Raw genomic sequence first — 13,890 nt, 5'->3', positions numbered from 1 at the left:
GTTCATGAGCAACGGCCGCCCGAGCGACCCGGATCGACCCGGATCGGCCCGTTCTAGGGTCCCTCGGGGGACTCGGCGGCGGCGCGGAGGCGGGCGTACTCCTGGGCCATGGACTCGGCGGTCCAGTGGGCGTTGAGGCCGCTGGGGTTGGGGAGGGCCCAGATGCGGGTGGCGCCGATGGTCCGCTCCTGGGGGCCGATGTGCGCCCTTCGCTCCCCGAAGGCCGTGCGGTAGGCGGTGACACCGACAACCGCCAGCCACTGGGGGCGGAGCTGCTCCACCTTGGCCGTCAGGATGCGGCCGCCCTCGCGGAACTCCTCGGCGCTCAGCTCGTCGGCGCGGGCCGTGGCCCGGGCCACGACGTTGGTGATGCCGAGGCGGTAGGTCAGCAGTTCCTCCTGCTCCGAGGGGGCCAGCCGGCGCGGAGTGAAGCCCGACAGGTGCAGGACGGGCCAGAAGCGATTGCCGGGGCGGGCGAAATGGTAGCCCGTCGCCGCGGAGAGGAGACCGGGGTTGATGCCGCAGAAGAGCACACGCAGACCGCCCGCGACCACGTCCGGGAGGACGCGGTCACGGGCGGCGTTCAGCTCGTCGGGGGTCAGAGGATCGACCCCGGTGCGTACCCGGCGGCCTCCGGGTGCTGCTTGGCGATCGTCTCGATGCGCGACACCACCGCCGCGACCTGGTCGCCTGCGGCGCCGGTGAAGGACAGCTTGTCGGCCATCAGGGCGTCAAGCTGGGCACGGTCCAGCGGCATTCGCTCGTCGGCGGCCAGCTTGTCCAGCAGCTCATTGCGCTCGGCGCCCTGCTCGCGCATGGCGAGCGCGGAGGCCACCGCGTGCTCCTTGATGACCTCGTGGGCCGCCTCGCGGCCGACCCCGGCCCGCACCGCGCCCATCAGGACCTTGGTGGTCGCGAGGAACGGCAGGTAGCGGTCCAGCTCGCGGGCCACGACCGCCGGGAAGGCGCCGAACTCGTCGAGGACGGTCAGGAAGGTCTCCAGCAGGCCGTCGAAAGCGAAGAACGCGTCCGGCAGGGCCACCCGGCGGACCACGGAGCAGGAGACGTCGCCCTCGTTCCACTGGTCGCCGGCCAGCTCACCGGTCATCGAGGCGTAGCCGCGCAGGATGACCATCAGGCCGTTCACACGCTCGCAGGAGCGGGTGTTCATCTTGTGCGGCATCGCGGAGGAGCCGACCTGGCCGGGCTTGAAGCCCTCGGTGACCAGCTCGTGGCCGGCCATCAGGCGGATCGTCTTGGCGATCGACGAGGGGGCGGCGGCCAGCTGCACCAGGGCGGTGACCACGTCGTAGTCGAGCGAGCGCGGGTAGACCTGGCCGACCGAGGTGAAGGCCTGGGCGAAGCCGAGGTGGGCGGCGATCCGCTGCTCCAGGTCGGCCAGCTTCGCGGCGTCGCCGCCGAGCAGGTCGAGCATGTCCTGGGCGGTGCCGACCGGGCCCTTGATGCCGCGCAGCGGGTAGCGGGCGAGGAGGTTCTCCAAGCGGTCGTAGGCGACCAGCAGCTCGTCGGCCGCGGTGGCGAAGCGCTTGCCCAGCGTGGTGGCCTGCGCGGCCACGTTGTGGGAGCGGCCGGCCATGACCAGCTCGGCGTGCTCGCCGGCCAGCTTGCCGAGGCGGGCGAGGACGGCGACCGTACGGTCGCGGGCCAGCTCCAGCGAGAGCCGGATCTGGAGCTGCTCGACGTTCTCGGTGAGGTCGCGGGAGGTCATGCCCTTGTGGACGTGTTCGTGACCGGCGAGGGCGTTGAACTCCTCGATACGGGCCTTCACGTCGTGCCGGGTGACCTTCTCGCGCTCGGAGATGGAGGCGAGGTCGACGGTCTCCAGGACGCGCTCGTAATCCGCGAGGGCCGCTTCGGGGACCTCGATGCCGAGGTCCTTCTGGGCGCGCAGCACGGCGAGCCACAGCCGCCGCTCCAGCGTCACCTTGTACTCGGGGGACCACAGGACGGCGAGCTCCGCGGAGGCGTAGCGGCCGGCCAGGACATTGGGGATGCGGGGCTTGGCAGTCACGTGGAGGGATTCTACTTGGGCATCGGCTGTGCGTTTACGCAGGTAGCGGCACCACTGGCGATTGTGCCTTGCTACGAGACCGGCGAGCCCGCGTACGGCAGCAGCTGCGGGCGCTTGGCCGGGCGGCCGTCCCCGGAGGAGCGGCCCGTCAGGCGGCGGCCGACCCACGGGATCAGGTGCTGCCGGGCGAAGCTGAGGTCCTGGGCCCGGCGGACCGCCCAGCCTGGCGGCACCGCGCTGGGCAGTTCTGCGCGCCAGTCCTGCTCGGTCGGCAGGCCCAGCGCCTGCCAGACGGCCTCCGCCACCCGCCGGTGGCCCTCGGCCGTCAGGTGCAGCCGGTCCACGTCCCACATCCGCGGATCCCCGAGGGCCGGGGCCCCGTACAGGTCCACGACCCGGGCGCCATGCCGTGCCGCGAGCTCGTCGATGAGGGTGAAGAGCTCTTCCATCCGAGGCCGGAAGCGCTCCATCACCGGCCCGTTGCGGCCCGGGGAGCGCATCAGGACCAGGTGCTTGCAGGAGGGGGCGAGGAGTTCCACGGCCGACTCCAGATGGGCCCGGACGCGGCCCATGTCCACCTTGGGGCGGAGCGTGTCGTTCAGCCCGCCGACCAGGGTCACCACATCGGCGCCCATGGCCGCGGCCACCGGCGCCTGTTCCTCGGCGATCTGCCCGATGAGCTTGCCGCGGACCGCGAGGTTCGCGTAGCGGAATCCGGGCTCACGCGCCGCGAGCCGGGCGGCCAGCAGATCGGCCCAGCCCCGGTAGGAGCCGTCGGGGAGCAGGTCGGACATGCCCTCGGTGAAGGAGTCGCCGACCGCGACAAAACTGGTGTAAGACGCAATCATCTCCATGTCGGAGCGATGTTACCGCGCGGTACCCCGGCCCCGCAGGGCCGGGGACCGCACGGGTCAGGCGGAGGCGGGCCGTCCGAACAGCTCGCGCAGCACGTCCTCCATCGTGACCAGGCCCGTCATGGCACCGTCCGCCCCCAGGACCGCCGCCAGGTGCGTACGGCTGCGCCGCATCGCGGTCAGCACGTCGTCCAGCGGGGTCTCGGCGCGCACCTGCGCGATCGGCCGCAGGTCCGACACCGGGAAGGGCTCGTCCCGCGCCTCCACGTCCGCGTCCAAGGCGTCCTTGACGTGCAGGTAGCCCAGGATCCTGTCCTGAGCGTCGATCACGGGGAACCGGGAGTACCCGGACGAGGCCGACAGCCGCTCCAGCCCCGTCGGCGTGATGCCCTCCCGGGCAGAAACCACCCGGTCCGCCGACAGCACCACATCGGTGACCGGCCGGCGGCCCAGCTCCAGGGCATCGTGCAGACGCTCGCTCGCCCGGTCGTCCAGGAGCCCCGCGTTGCTGGAGTCCTTGACCATCCGTGCCAGCTCGTCGTCGGAGAAGGTAGCCGCGACCTCGTTCTTCGCGTCCACGCGCAGCAGCCGCAGCAGCGCGTTGGCGAAGGCGTTGATCGCGAAGATCACCGGCCGCAGCGCCCGCGTCAGGGCCACCAGCGGCGGCCCGAGCAGCAGTGCGGTGCGCACCGGCTCGGACAGCGCCACGTTCTTCGGCACCATCTCGCCGAAGAGCATGTGCAGGTACGTCGCCAGCGCCAGCGCCACCACGAAGGAGATCGCGTGCGTCAGGCCGTCCGGCACCCCCAGGAGGTCGAACAGCGGGGTCAGCAGGTGCGCGATGGCCGGCTCGGCGACCACGCCCAGCACCAGGGTGCACAGCGTGATGCCGAGCTGGGCCGCCGCCATCAGCGCCGACACGTGCTCCAGGCCCCACACGACGGCGCGGGCCCGCCGGTCGTCCTGTTCGGCGTACGGCTCGATCTGGCTTCGCCGGACCGAGATCAGCGCGAACTCCGCGCCGACGAAGAAGGCGTTGACGACCAGGGTCGCCAGGCCGATCAGCAGTTGGATCGCCGTCATCGGCCCTTCCCCTCCTTGTCGCCGGCCGGGTCTGCCGGCATGTGCAGCAGTACCCGCGCGGCCCGCCGCCCGCCCGCGTCGATGACGTCGAGCTGCCAGCCGTCCAGTTCCAGGCTGTCGCCGACGGCCGGGATGCGGCCCAGCTCGGTCGCTATCAGACCGGCCAGGGTCTCGTACGGCCCCTCCGGCACGCGCAGTCCGATCCGCTCGAGCTGGTCGGTGCGCGCGGCGCCGTCGGCGGCGTAGAGCGGTCGCCCGAGGGCGTCCGTACCGGCCGGGGCCAGATCCGCGGTCTCGTGCGGGTCGTGCTCGTCGCGGACCTCGCCGACGACCTCCTCGACGATGTCCTCCAGCGTGGCCACCCCGGCCGTGCCGCCGTACTCGTCGATGACCACGGCCATCGTCTGCTTTCCGGACAGCCGGTCCAGCAGTCGGTCCACGGTCAGCGACTCCGGTACGAGGAGGGGCTCGCGCAGCAGCTGCGACACCGGGCGGTGGCGGCGCTCCTCGGCGGGCAGCGCCAGTACGTCCTTGATGTGGACGGTGCCGACGACGGTGTCGAGGCTGCCCCGGTAGACCGGGAAGCGGGACAGGCCGGTGGCCAGTGTCGCGTTCGCCACGTCCTCGGCGGTGGTCTGCACGTCGAGGGCGGTGACCTGCACGCGCGGGGTCATCACGTTCTCCGCGGTCAGGTCGGCCAGGTTCAGGGTCCGCACGAACAGCTCGGCGGTGTCCTTCTCCAGGGCGCCCGCCTTCGCGGAGTGCCGCGCCAGCGCGACCAGCTCCTGCGGGGTGCGGGCGGAGGCCAGCTCCTCGGCCGGCTCCATGCCGAAGCGGCGCACCAAGTGGTTCGCGGTGGTGTTGAGGTGGCTGATCAAGGGCTTGAAGGCGCGGCTGAACACCCGCTGCCAGGTGGCGACGCGCTTGGCGATGGCCAGGGGTGAGGAGATCGCCCAGTTCTTGGGGACCAGCTCGCCGACGACCATCAGGACGACGGTCGACAGGACGGTGCCCAGGACCAGGGCGGTGGAGGAGGCAGCGCCCGCCGACATCCCCAGGGACCGGAACGGGCCCTCGAGCAGGGCGGCGATCGACGGCTTGGAGATCATGCCGATGACCAGGCCGGTCACGGTGATGCCGAGCTGGGCGCCGGACAGCTGGAACGTCAGGGTGCGGACGGCCGCCAGCGCGCTGTCGGCCCCGCGCTCGCCGCGCTCGACGGCTTCTTCGAGCTCGCTGCGCTCGATGGTGGTCAGCGAGAACTCGGCCGCGACGAAGACTCCGCAGGCAAGGCAGAGCAGCAGCGCCACGACGAGCAGGAGCACTTCGGTCATCGGTCGATCACCTCCGTCCCATGATCAGCCAGGAGGAGGGGTATCGCGCGATGTCGCGTACGGAGATGTCGGGGACTGGGAGGCTCGCCCATGGGCGGACGCTCACACACCTTTCGCTCGAGGGGAACTTTGCCTCCATGGTAAAGGAGGGGCAAAGGGGGCGGAGGGTTCTTTTGTCCGGTCTCGCACAGTGGAAGTGGGTGGCGGCCCGCGGGCCGGGCGTGCTTGGCTCCCGATCATGAACCAGTCCGAGCCTCAGCAACAGTCTGCGCGCCGGCCCCGGCTCCGGCTCCGGACCGCGGTGCCGGCCGACGCGGAGAACGTGCTCGCCTTCTGGAAGGAAGCCGCGGAGGGCACGTCGATCACGGACGACGTGGACGGCGTGACCCGGCTCGTCACCCGCGATCCCGACGCGCTGATCCTCGCGGCGGACGGCACCCTGGTCGGGTCCGTGATCGCCGGCTACGACGGCTGGCGGTGCTCGCTGTACCGGCTGGCCGTCCTCCCCTCCCGGCGTCGGCAGGGGATCGCCGGCGCGCTGCTCGAGGCGGCCGAACGGCGCTTCCTGGCGGCGGGCGGCCGGCGCGGCGACGCGATGGTGCTGGAGGAGAACGAGCGGGCGCAGCGGGCGTGGGCCGCCGCCGGGTACCACCGGGAGGACCACTGGCGGCGGTGGGTGAAGCCGTTCGTGTAGGTGCGGAGAGGTCGATACGGGGCTCAATCCAGGCGGCGGGCCGCGCCGATGACGCAGTAAGAGGTCGGGAAGACCGGGCCGCGCTCGGGCAGCCGGAAGCTGCGCGGCGAGACGATCCGGAAACCGGCGGCCTCGATCGAGGCGAGCGGGTCGCGGGCGGTGTGGCAGCCGCCGAAGAGGCGGGGCCAGACGGTCCGGTCCAGGGCGCGCTGGACGGCGGCCATGCCGGGGCCGGGGGCGAGGCCGTGCTCGAAGAAGCGGAGCTCGGCGCCGGGGCGGAGCACGCGGTGCAGCTCGGCGAGGGAGCGGGGCAGGTCCCGTACGGTGCACAGCACCAGCGAGGCGACGGCGGCGTCGAAGGCCTCGCTCTTGACCGGGAGGGCTTCGGCGGCGCCGGGCACGATGTCCACGGGAACCTCGGCGCGGAGCGCGGCGGAGGCCGCGAGGCGGCGGAGGGTGCGTTCCGGTTCGACGGCGACGACCTCGGAGACGGCGCGGGGGTAGTGGGCGAAGCTGAGGCCGTTGCCGGCGCCGATCTCGATGACGCGGCCGGTCACTCCGTGGAGGAGCTCGGTGCGCAGGGCGGCGATGCCGGCGCGGGTCTCGGCGGCTTCGCCGGCGCGGCCGTAAAGCCGGGCGAAGAGGGGGTGGTGGACGGGGTCGCGGGGGCGGCGCGGCATGACGGACCTCCGGGGCGGGGGTAGGTACCGGTACCTCCAGCGTGCCCGGTCGGCTGCGCCTCACGCCTGGCGGTGTCGTCTGCGGCGCCGCTGCGCGGGCGGCCCCGGGCTGCGCCCGGGCGGCCCCGGGCTGCGCCCGGGCGGCCCCGGGCTGCGCCCCGGACCCCGCGCCTCAAACGCCGGCGGGGCTGGATGGTTCGGCGGGCCAGGTGGTCAGGAAAGTGGTGGGGGACCAGGTGCCGTTGAGGGTGGGGGCGAGCCAGCTGGGGGCCTTGGAGCGGAAGAGGGGTGGGGGGAGGGTGGCCGCGGATTGTGGGACGGCGCCCAGCAGGGGGGTGTTGGAGACCTTGGGGAGGTCCGCCAGGTTGCAGCGGGAGGCCAGGTCCGGGGAGGACGGCCAGCTGCCGACCACCAGGCCCAGCGGGGTGAGGTCGCGGGCGCGCAGGGCCTCCGCCGTCAGGGCCGCGGAGTTGAGGGTGCCGAGGCCCGCCGGGACGACGACCAGGACCGGAGCGCCGAGCAGCCGCGCCGCGTCCGCCAGGGTGTGGCCGGCCTCGTCGAAGCGGACGAGCAGCCCGCCCGCGCCCTCCACCAGGACCAGGTCGTGGGAGAGCGCGAGCCGGCTCGCCGCCTCCGCGACGGCGGCCGGGGAGACAGTGGGCAGGCCCGCGCGGCGGGCCGCCGTGTCCGGGGCCAACGGCTCCGGGTAGCGGGCCAGTTCCACCGCCGTGACGGAGGAACCGGCCAGCCGCGCCACCTCGGCGGCGTCCCCCGGCTCGTCCGGGCCGACCCCGGTCTGGGCAGGCTTGAGCACGGCCACCGAGCGGCCGGCCGCCACCGCGGCGGCCGCGATCGCCGACGTGACCACCGTCTTGCCGATCTCCGTGCCCGTCCCGGACACCACTACTACGGACATGTCCGTCTTCTCAGCCTTCCTGTGCTGCCGCGACCACCGCGCGGCAGATACGGGCCACATCGTCGTCGCCGGTGACGAACGGGGGCATCGTGTAGATCAGATCGCGGAACGGGCGCAGCCAGACGCCCTCCCGCACGGCCGCCCGGGTGGCCGCCGCCATGTCGACGTCGTGGTCCAGCTGGACCACGCCGATCGCGCCGAGGACGCGTACGTCCCGTACGCCGGGCAACTGCACCGCACCCGCCAGGCCTTCACGCAGGCCCGCCTCGATGCGCTTGACCTCGGTCGGCCAGTCCTGGCCCAGGAGGAGGTCGATCGAGGCGAGTGCCACGGCCGTGGCGAGCGGGTTGCCCATGAAGGTCGGGCCGTGCGCGAGCACCGGAACCTCGCCCTGCGAGATCCCGTCGGCCACCCGCTCCGTGCACAGGGTCGCCGCCAGCGTGAGGTACCCGCCGGTCAGCGACTTGCCCAGGCACATCACCTCCGGGGTGATCCCCGCGTGGTCCGCCGCGAAGAGCGCGCCCGTACGGCCGAAGCCCGTCGCGATCTCGTCGAGGATGAGCAGGACGCCGTACTCGTCGCACAGGTCGCGCAGCACCCGCAGGTAGCCGGGGCTGTGGAAGCGCATGCCGCCCGCCCCCTGGACCACGGGTTCCACGATGACCGCGGCCAGCTCGTCCGCGTGCGCGGCGATCAGGGAGCGCAGGTGCTCGGCGTACGCCGGGTCCACGGGGGTGTCGAAGCCGCCGGGCGGCGCGTCCGCGAAGACCTGCCGCGGCAGGTGGCCCTGCCACAGCTCGTGCATGCCTCCCTCGGGGTCGCAGACGGCCATCGGCTGCCAGGTGTCCCCGTGGTAGCCGCCGCGCCAGGTCAGCAGCCGGGTCTTGCCCGTCCGCCCGAGCGAACGCCAGTACTGGAGGCACATCTTGACCGCGACCTCGACCGAGACCGAGCCCGAATCGCAGAGGAACACGTGCTCCAGCCCCGGCGGCGTGATCTCCACCAGCCGGGCCGCCAGCCGGACGGCGGGCTCATGGGTGAGCCCGCCGAACATCACGTGCGACATACGGCCCAGCTGCGCCGTCGCGGCCTCGTTCAGCACCGGGTGGTTGTAGCCGTGGATCGCCGACCACCAGGAGGACATGCCGTCGACCAGCTCGTCGTGGCCCTGCCCCTGCCCGGACGGATCGGCGAGCCGCAGCCGCACCCCCGAGGCGGAGGCGATGACCAGCGGCTCCTGCCGCCCGGGCATCGGACCGTACGGGTGCCAGACGTGCTGCCGGTCGAGAGCGAGGAGTTCCGCGCCCGCCGACAGCGGCTGAAGCTGATCAGGCATTGGGGGCGAGATCCGTCCCCGCGCCGCGCCGGCGGACCGCCACCAGGCCGGAGCGCACCTCCCCGGCATCGGCCTGCGCCGGTACGGGCGCCGTCTCCGCGTGGCCGGAGCAACCGCCGCAGGCCGAACCGCACCCGGCTTCCCCCGCGGCGTCGCCGGAGCCCGCCGAACCGCACAGGGAGGCCCCGCCACCGTGCGAACCGCAGCCGCCCGCCGTGGCCGCCTCCGCCACGTCGGCCCGGTGGGCCGGGAGCGTGCTCGTACCGGCCCCCTCCACCTCGAAGCCGGCGTCCGCGATCATGTCGAGGTCGGCCTGGCCGGCCTGCCCCTCACTGGTCAGGTAGTCGCCGAGGAAGATCGAGTTCACCAGGTGCAGGGCGAGGGGCTGCATGGTGCGCAGGTGCACCTCGCGCCCGCCCGCGAGGCGGACCTCGACGTCGGGGCAGACGAACCGCACCATCGCGAGGATCCGCAGGGCGCGCTGCGGGGTGAGGTTCCACTCCTTGGCGAGCGGAGTGCCCTCGAAGGGGATCAGGAAGTTGACGGGCACCGAGTCCGGGTCCAGCTCGCGCAGCGAGTAGACGACATCGACGAGGTCCTCGTCGCTCTCGCCCATGCCCGCGATCAGACCGGAGCAGGCGGACAGGCCGGCGGCGTGCGCCTTCTGCACCGTGTCGACCCGGTCCGCGTAGGTGTGGGTCTTGGTGATCTGACCGTACGTCGCCTCGGAGGTGTTGAGATTGTGGTTGTACGCGTCGGCGCCCGCTTCGCGCAGCCGCTCCGCCTGGCCGTCCGAGAGCAGGCCGAGGCACGCACAGACCTCGACGCCCTCGTTCTGCTCCTTGATCGCCGCGATCGTCTTGCCGACGCGGTCCACGTCCCGGTCCGTCGGCCCGCGGCCGCTCGCGACCAGGCAGACCCGCTTCGCGCCGCCCGCGACACCGGCCGCGGCGGCCTGGGAGGCCTCCTCCGGCTTCAGCCACGTGTACTTGAGGATCTCGGCCTTCGAGCCGAGACGCTGGGAGCAGTAGGAGCAGTCCTCGGGGCACAGGCCCGACTTCAGGTTGACCAGGTAGTTCAGCTTGACCCGACGCCCGAACCACTGGCGGCGCACTTTGCCGGCCGCGGCCACCACGTCGAGCAGTTCGTCGTCGGAAGTCGCCAGTACGGCGAGCGCCTCTTCGCGGGTCGGCAGCTCGCGCCGCAGCCCCTTGTCCACCAGGGTGTTCAGCAGGTCCATGACGCCGATCCTGGACCACACCACCACTCCCGGCCAAGGAGAGATCGCACAACATGGCCGGTTGGGAGTGTGTGTATCGCCACACCTGACACTCAAGGCCCGGCGGCTAGGGTCGAGCCGACGCCCGGCGGCTAGCGTCGGGCCGGTCTGTGGACTGCCGACAAAACACGAGGACGTGCCGATGCCCCAGCCCACTCCCGCGGCCACTCCCGAGCCCGCTCGCGGGCCCGGTCCCGTGGACGTCTTCTCCTGGATCGACGCCGCGCAGAGCGCCCGCGAACAGGCCGGGCTCGTCCGCACCCTGCGCCCGAGGCCGGCCGAGTCGCCGCTCCTGGACCTCGCGAGCAACGACTACCTCGGTCTGTCCCGGCATCCCGAGACCGTCCGCGGAGCGCGGGAGGCGGCCGAACGGTGGGGGGCCGGAGCCACCGGGTCCCGTCTCGTGACGGGTACGACCGAACTGCACGCGGAGCTCGAACGCGAGCTCGCTGCCTTCTGCGGATTCGAGGCCGCGCTGGTCCTGTCCTCCGGATACGCGGCCAACCTGGCCGCAGTCACCGCGCTCAGCGACCGGGGCACGCTCATCGTCTCCGACGCCGGGAACCATGCCTCGATCGTCGACGGCTGCCGCCTCTCGCGCGCCGAGACCGCCATCATTCCGCACTCCGATCCGGACGCCGCGCGCAAGACGCTCGCCACGCACGACGGACGGGCGCTGCTGGTCAGCGACTCCGTGTTCTCCGTCGACGGGGACGCCGCCCCGCTCGCCGGATACGCCGCCGCCTGCCGGGACGAGGGCGCGGCCCTGGTCGTGGACGACGCGCACGGGCTGGGCGTGCTGGGGGAGGGCGGCCGCGGCGCGCTGTACGCCGCCGGGCTGGCGGGCGCGCCGGGCGTGGTCGCCACCCTCACCCTCTCGAAGTCCCTGGGCAGCCAGGGCGGGGCGGTGCTCGGTCCGGCCAAGGTCATCCGCCACCTGGTCAACACCGCGCGCACGTTCATCTTCGACACCGGGCTGGCCCCGGCCGCCGCGGGCGCGGCGCTGGCGGGCCTGCGCCTGCTCGGGCGGGAACCGGAGCGCGCCGGCCGCGCCCGCGAGGTGGCCGCCCAGCTGTACGGGCGGCTCACCGCGTCCGGCCTGACCGCGGCCCGGCCGGACGCGGCCGTGGTGTCGGTACGGGCCCCGTCGGCCTCGGCGGCACTGCGCTGGGCCGCCGACTGCCGCGAGGCAGGTCTGTCCGTGGGGTGCTTCCGGCCGCCGTCGGTGCCGGACGGCATTTCCCGGCTGCGGCTGACCGCCCGGGGGGATCTCACGGGGGAGGAGATCACCCGGGCTGTGGCGACGATCCTGCGGACCGCTCCGGCCGGAGCCACGGACCGGTAGGCGGAGCTACGGAAGCACGTCCGCCCGTACGGAAGTGAGGAAGCCGTCCCAGGCCGGCCCGGTGAAGAGCACGGCCGGGCCGTCCGTCCGCTTGGAGTCGCGGACGGCCAGCAGGCCGCCGCCGAGGACGGCCGCTTCCACACAGTTGTTCATTCCGGTGCTGCGGCTGCTCCGCCGCCACCGCGCGCTGATCAGAAGTCCGCTGATCGATAAGACCGATAAGGGGGTTGCGGACACGGGGGTGCCTCCTTACGCGTCGTCAGCAAGTGAGCTGATGAGATCCGACGAGTCCTGGGGCGGGAGGGCGTGTTCCTGAATGGTGCGGAACGCGGCGCTGTATGCCTCTAGGTCTTCCTTCCGCTCCAGATAGAGGCTACTCGTCAAATGGTCGAGTACCACCACATCCAGATCGGCGATGTTCGGAAATGAGAAAATGACGAACGGTCCGGTGAGGCCGAGATGACCCCCCACGCTGAACGGCAGTACTTGTAGCCGCACTTGGGGCAGCCGTCCCACCTCCACCAGGTGTCGCAGCTGTTGCGCCATGACCCCGGGCCCGCCGATCTGCCGGCGCAGCACCGCCTCGTCCAGTACGGCGCTCAGCTCCAGCGGCGGATCGGCCCGCAGCACCGACTGCCGGGCGAGGCGTACGTCGACCAGCGCGTCCACTTTCGGCTCGGGCAGCCCGCCCAGCGCGGCCCGGGTCACGGCCCGCGCGTACTCCGGGGTCTGCAACAGCCCCGGCACCACGGACAGTTCCACGGTCCGCGCCGCACTCGCCCCGGCCTCCAGGCTGATGAAGTCCCGGTACTCCTGGGGCAGCAGGCCCCGGTAGTCGTGCCACCACTGGCGGCCCCGCCCGGTGTCACCGCCCGGGCCGGGGCCCGCGGCCGAGGCGGACAGCGCCTCCAGCAGGGCGCGCTGCTCGGGGCTCACGATCTGCCCGTAGACATCGAGCAGGATGCGGATGTCCTCGGGTTTGACCCCGCTGCGCCCTGTCTCGATGCGGCTGATTTTCGACTGGTGCCATCCCACGATCCGGGCCGCCTCACCACTGGTGAGTCCGGACCGGTCGCGCAGGGCACGCAGTTCCTCGCCGAGTTTGCGCCGGCGCACCGCGGGACCGTGTTGCACACCCGCCTCCTTCCACCGGCACAGGTCGCACCAGTCTGCCGTCCAAATACGCTCTTCCGTAGCAGAGTTCACCGCATTGAGCGACAGATATATGCATATCTTGGGGGAACGGCAGTTGCGGCGGCACGATGGGTGGCACTCTGGCGTCCAGCACAGATCCGGGGCGGCTTGGCCCCGGTGGGAAAGGGACCGTCGCCATGGCAGATCACCAGGAAGCATCCGTCACTCTGCCGAGCGATCCGGCCTCGGTCGCCGCCGCCCGACGCTATGTCGCGGAGGTGCTGGGCGAATGGGGACTTCCCGATGACGCCGACATCGCCGACAGTGTCCGGCTGATCGTCTCGGAGCTCGCCACCAACGCCGTACAGCACACTTTCGGCCAGTCGCCGACCTTCACCGTGGACGTCCGGCTGGAACGCGAGGAGTGGCTGCGCGTCGGCGTCACGGACAGCCACCCGCGCTGGCCCAAGCGGCTCCCGGCCGCCGTCCAGCAGGACAACGGCCGGGGGATGGTCATCATCCGCTGGCTCACCGCGGAGGCGGGCGGTCGCCTCTCGGTCAGCCCCACCGAGGACGGCGGCAAAACGGTCTGGATCGCCCTGCCCTGGACGGTGGCAGCGCCGGCGAAGACGGCCACCGGCTGCTGAAGCCGGGGTCAGGAGGCGGCGCGCTCCACGGCGCTGCGCTCGATGCACAGCTCGTTGCCCTCGGGGTCGGCGAGCACGACCCACCCCAGGACGCCGTCCTGCGCGCGGCGGTCGTCCACGATCTTCGCGCCGAGCCCGACCAAGCGCTCGACGGTCTCGTCCCGGGTGCCGGTGGGCGGCTGGATGTCCAGGTGGACGCGGTTCTTGACGGACTTGGCGTCCGGCACCCGGATGAAGAGCAGTCCGGGCCCACCGGGCTGCCCCGACTCCAGCAGGATCTCGTCGTCACCCTCCACGTCGTCGGGGTGGATCGGGTAGCCGGTCACCGCCGACCAGAATTCGGCGACCCGGTAGGGGTCCAGGGCGTCGAAGGTGATGTGCCGGACGGGATTGACGAACACGGGTCTCCTTGAGGGTGGTCCGCAGGCGGAGCGCCGTGCGGAGCCGTATACGGAACCGGGCTCCGGGGGCTCCGGAGTTGAACCGGGTACCTCCCCGAAACGTGGGTTAACTCAGCGGAAAAGCGGAGCGCCTAGCGTGGCGCCACGCTCGTCCG

The 13,890-nt window shown here is 72.5% G+C and carries 15 protein-coding genes; 3 read left to right on the top strand and 12 right to left on the bottom strand.

Annotated elements, in window-relative coordinates:
* Window positions 1–53: 53 nt before the first annotated feature.
* The 5 genes from mug to J7E94_RS09305 form a co-directional block, all read right to left on the bottom strand.
* Window positions 54–602 (bottom strand): G/U mismatch-specific DNA glycosylase, encoded by a 549-nt coding sequence (gene mug, locus J7E94_RS09325; protein WP_215014070.1) that lies wholly within the window; start codon window positions 600–602, stop codon window positions 54–56.
* Window positions 599–2,032 carry an adenylosuccinate lyase gene (gene purB, locus J7E94_RS09320; RefSeq protein ID WP_215013987.1) on the bottom strand — a complete coding sequence of 478 codons (1,434 nt, stop codon included), beginning with the start codon at window positions 2,030–2,032 and terminating at the stop codon, window positions 599–601. Before purB ends, mug begins: the two co-directional genes overlap by 4 nt.
* 71 nt (window positions 2,033–2,103) lie before the next feature.
* Window positions 2,104–2,886 (bottom strand): SGNH/GDSL hydrolase family protein, encoded by a 783-nt coding sequence (locus J7E94_RS09315; protein ID WP_215013985.1) that lies wholly within the window; start codon window positions 2,884–2,886, stop codon window positions 2,104–2,106.
* 57 nt (window positions 2,887–2,943) lie between these two features.
* Window positions 2,944–3,969 (bottom strand): hemolysin family protein, encoded by a 1,026-nt coding sequence (locus J7E94_RS09310; protein ID WP_215013983.1) that lies wholly within the window; start codon window positions 3,967–3,969, stop codon window positions 2,944–2,946.
* Entirely contained in the window at window positions 3,966–5,303 is a 1,338-nt protein-coding gene (locus J7E94_RS09305; protein WP_215013981.1) for a hemolysin family protein, read from the bottom strand. Before J7E94_RS09305 ends, J7E94_RS09310 begins: the two co-directional genes overlap by 4 nt.
* A 238-nt stretch (window positions 5,304–5,541) precedes the next feature.
* On the opposite strand from J7E94_RS09305, the gene J7E94_RS09300 reads away from it, so the two are divergent.
* Window positions 5,542–5,997 (top strand): GNAT family N-acetyltransferase, encoded by a 456-nt coding sequence (locus J7E94_RS09300; protein ID WP_215013979.1) that lies wholly within the window; start codon window positions 5,542–5,544, stop codon window positions 5,995–5,997.
* A 23-nt stretch (window positions 5,998–6,020) separates the two neighbouring features.
* Here J7E94_RS09300 and J7E94_RS09295 read toward each other — a convergent pair whose 3' ends face one another.
* From J7E94_RS09295 to bioB, 4 genes are all read right to left on the bottom strand, one after another.
* On the bottom strand, window positions 6,021–6,677 hold the full coding sequence (locus J7E94_RS09295; RefSeq protein WP_215013977.1) for a class I SAM-dependent methyltransferase: 657 nt from the start codon (window positions 6,675–6,677) through the stop codon (window positions 6,021–6,023).
* Between the two features lie 172 nt (window positions 6,678–6,849).
* On the bottom strand, window positions 6,850–7,593 hold the full coding sequence (gene bioD, locus J7E94_RS09290) for a dethiobiotin synthase (protein WP_215013975.1): 744 nt from the start codon (window positions 7,591–7,593) through the stop codon (window positions 6,850–6,852).
* Window positions 7,594–7,603: 10 nt separating this feature from the next.
* Window positions 7,604–8,929 (bottom strand): adenosylmethionine--8-amino-7-oxononanoate transaminase, encoded by a 1,326-nt coding sequence (locus J7E94_RS09285; RefSeq protein WP_215013973.1) that lies wholly within the window; start codon window positions 8,927–8,929, stop codon window positions 7,604–7,606.
* Complete coding sequence (gene bioB, locus J7E94_RS09280; RefSeq protein ID WP_215013971.1) at window positions 8,922–10,169, bottom strand: biotin synthase BioB; 1,248 nt, start codon at window positions 10,167–10,169, stop codon at window positions 8,922–8,924. Before bioB ends, J7E94_RS09285 begins: the two co-directional genes overlap by 8 nt.
* Window positions 10,170–10,350: 181 nt before the next feature.
* Between bioB and J7E94_RS09275 the strand changes: the two genes are divergently transcribed.
* Window positions 10,351–11,553 (top strand): 8-amino-7-oxononanoate synthase, encoded by a 1,203-nt coding sequence (locus J7E94_RS09275; protein WP_251056388.1) that lies wholly within the window; start codon window positions 10,351–10,353, stop codon window positions 11,551–11,553.
* A 6-nt stretch (window positions 11,554–11,559) separates the two neighbouring features.
* On the opposite strand, the gene J7E94_RS09270 is transcribed toward J7E94_RS09275, so the two are convergent.
* Window positions 11,560–11,790 (bottom strand): DUF397 domain-containing protein, encoded by a 231-nt coding sequence (locus tag J7E94_RS09270; protein WP_215013969.1) that lies wholly within the window; start codon window positions 11,788–11,790, stop codon window positions 11,560–11,562.
* Window positions 11,791–11,802: 12 nt separating this feature from the next.
* Window positions 11,803–12,687, bottom strand: a complete 885-nt coding sequence (locus tag J7E94_RS09265; protein WP_215013967.1) for a helix-turn-helix transcriptional regulator — start codon at window positions 12,685–12,687, stop codon at window positions 11,803–11,805.
* 197 nt (window positions 12,688–12,884) lie between these two features.
* Here J7E94_RS09265 and J7E94_RS09260 point away from each other — a divergent pair, with 197 nt between their 5' ends.
* Complete coding sequence (locus tag J7E94_RS09260) at window positions 12,885–13,334, top strand: ATP-binding protein (RefSeq protein WP_215013965.1); 450 nt, start codon at window positions 12,885–12,887, stop codon at window positions 13,332–13,334.
* Window positions 13,335–13,342: 8 nt separating this feature from the next.
* Here J7E94_RS09260 and J7E94_RS09255 read toward each other — a convergent pair whose 3' ends face one another.
* Window positions 13,343–13,735: a VOC family protein gene (locus tag J7E94_RS09255; protein WP_308344774.1), complete on the bottom strand. Its 393-nt coding sequence runs from the start codon at window positions 13,733–13,735 to the stop codon at window positions 13,343–13,345.
* Between the last annotated feature and the right edge of the window lie 155 nt (window positions 13,736–13,890).

It is taken from the genome of Streptomyces sp. ISL-94 (assembly GCF_018614075.1).
Lineage (GTDB): Bacteria > Actinomycetota > Actinomycetes > Streptomycetales > Streptomycetaceae > Streptomyces.
The sequence above is the reverse complement of the archived record's forward strand: the minus strand, read 5'-3'. Positions and strand labels throughout refer to the sequence as shown.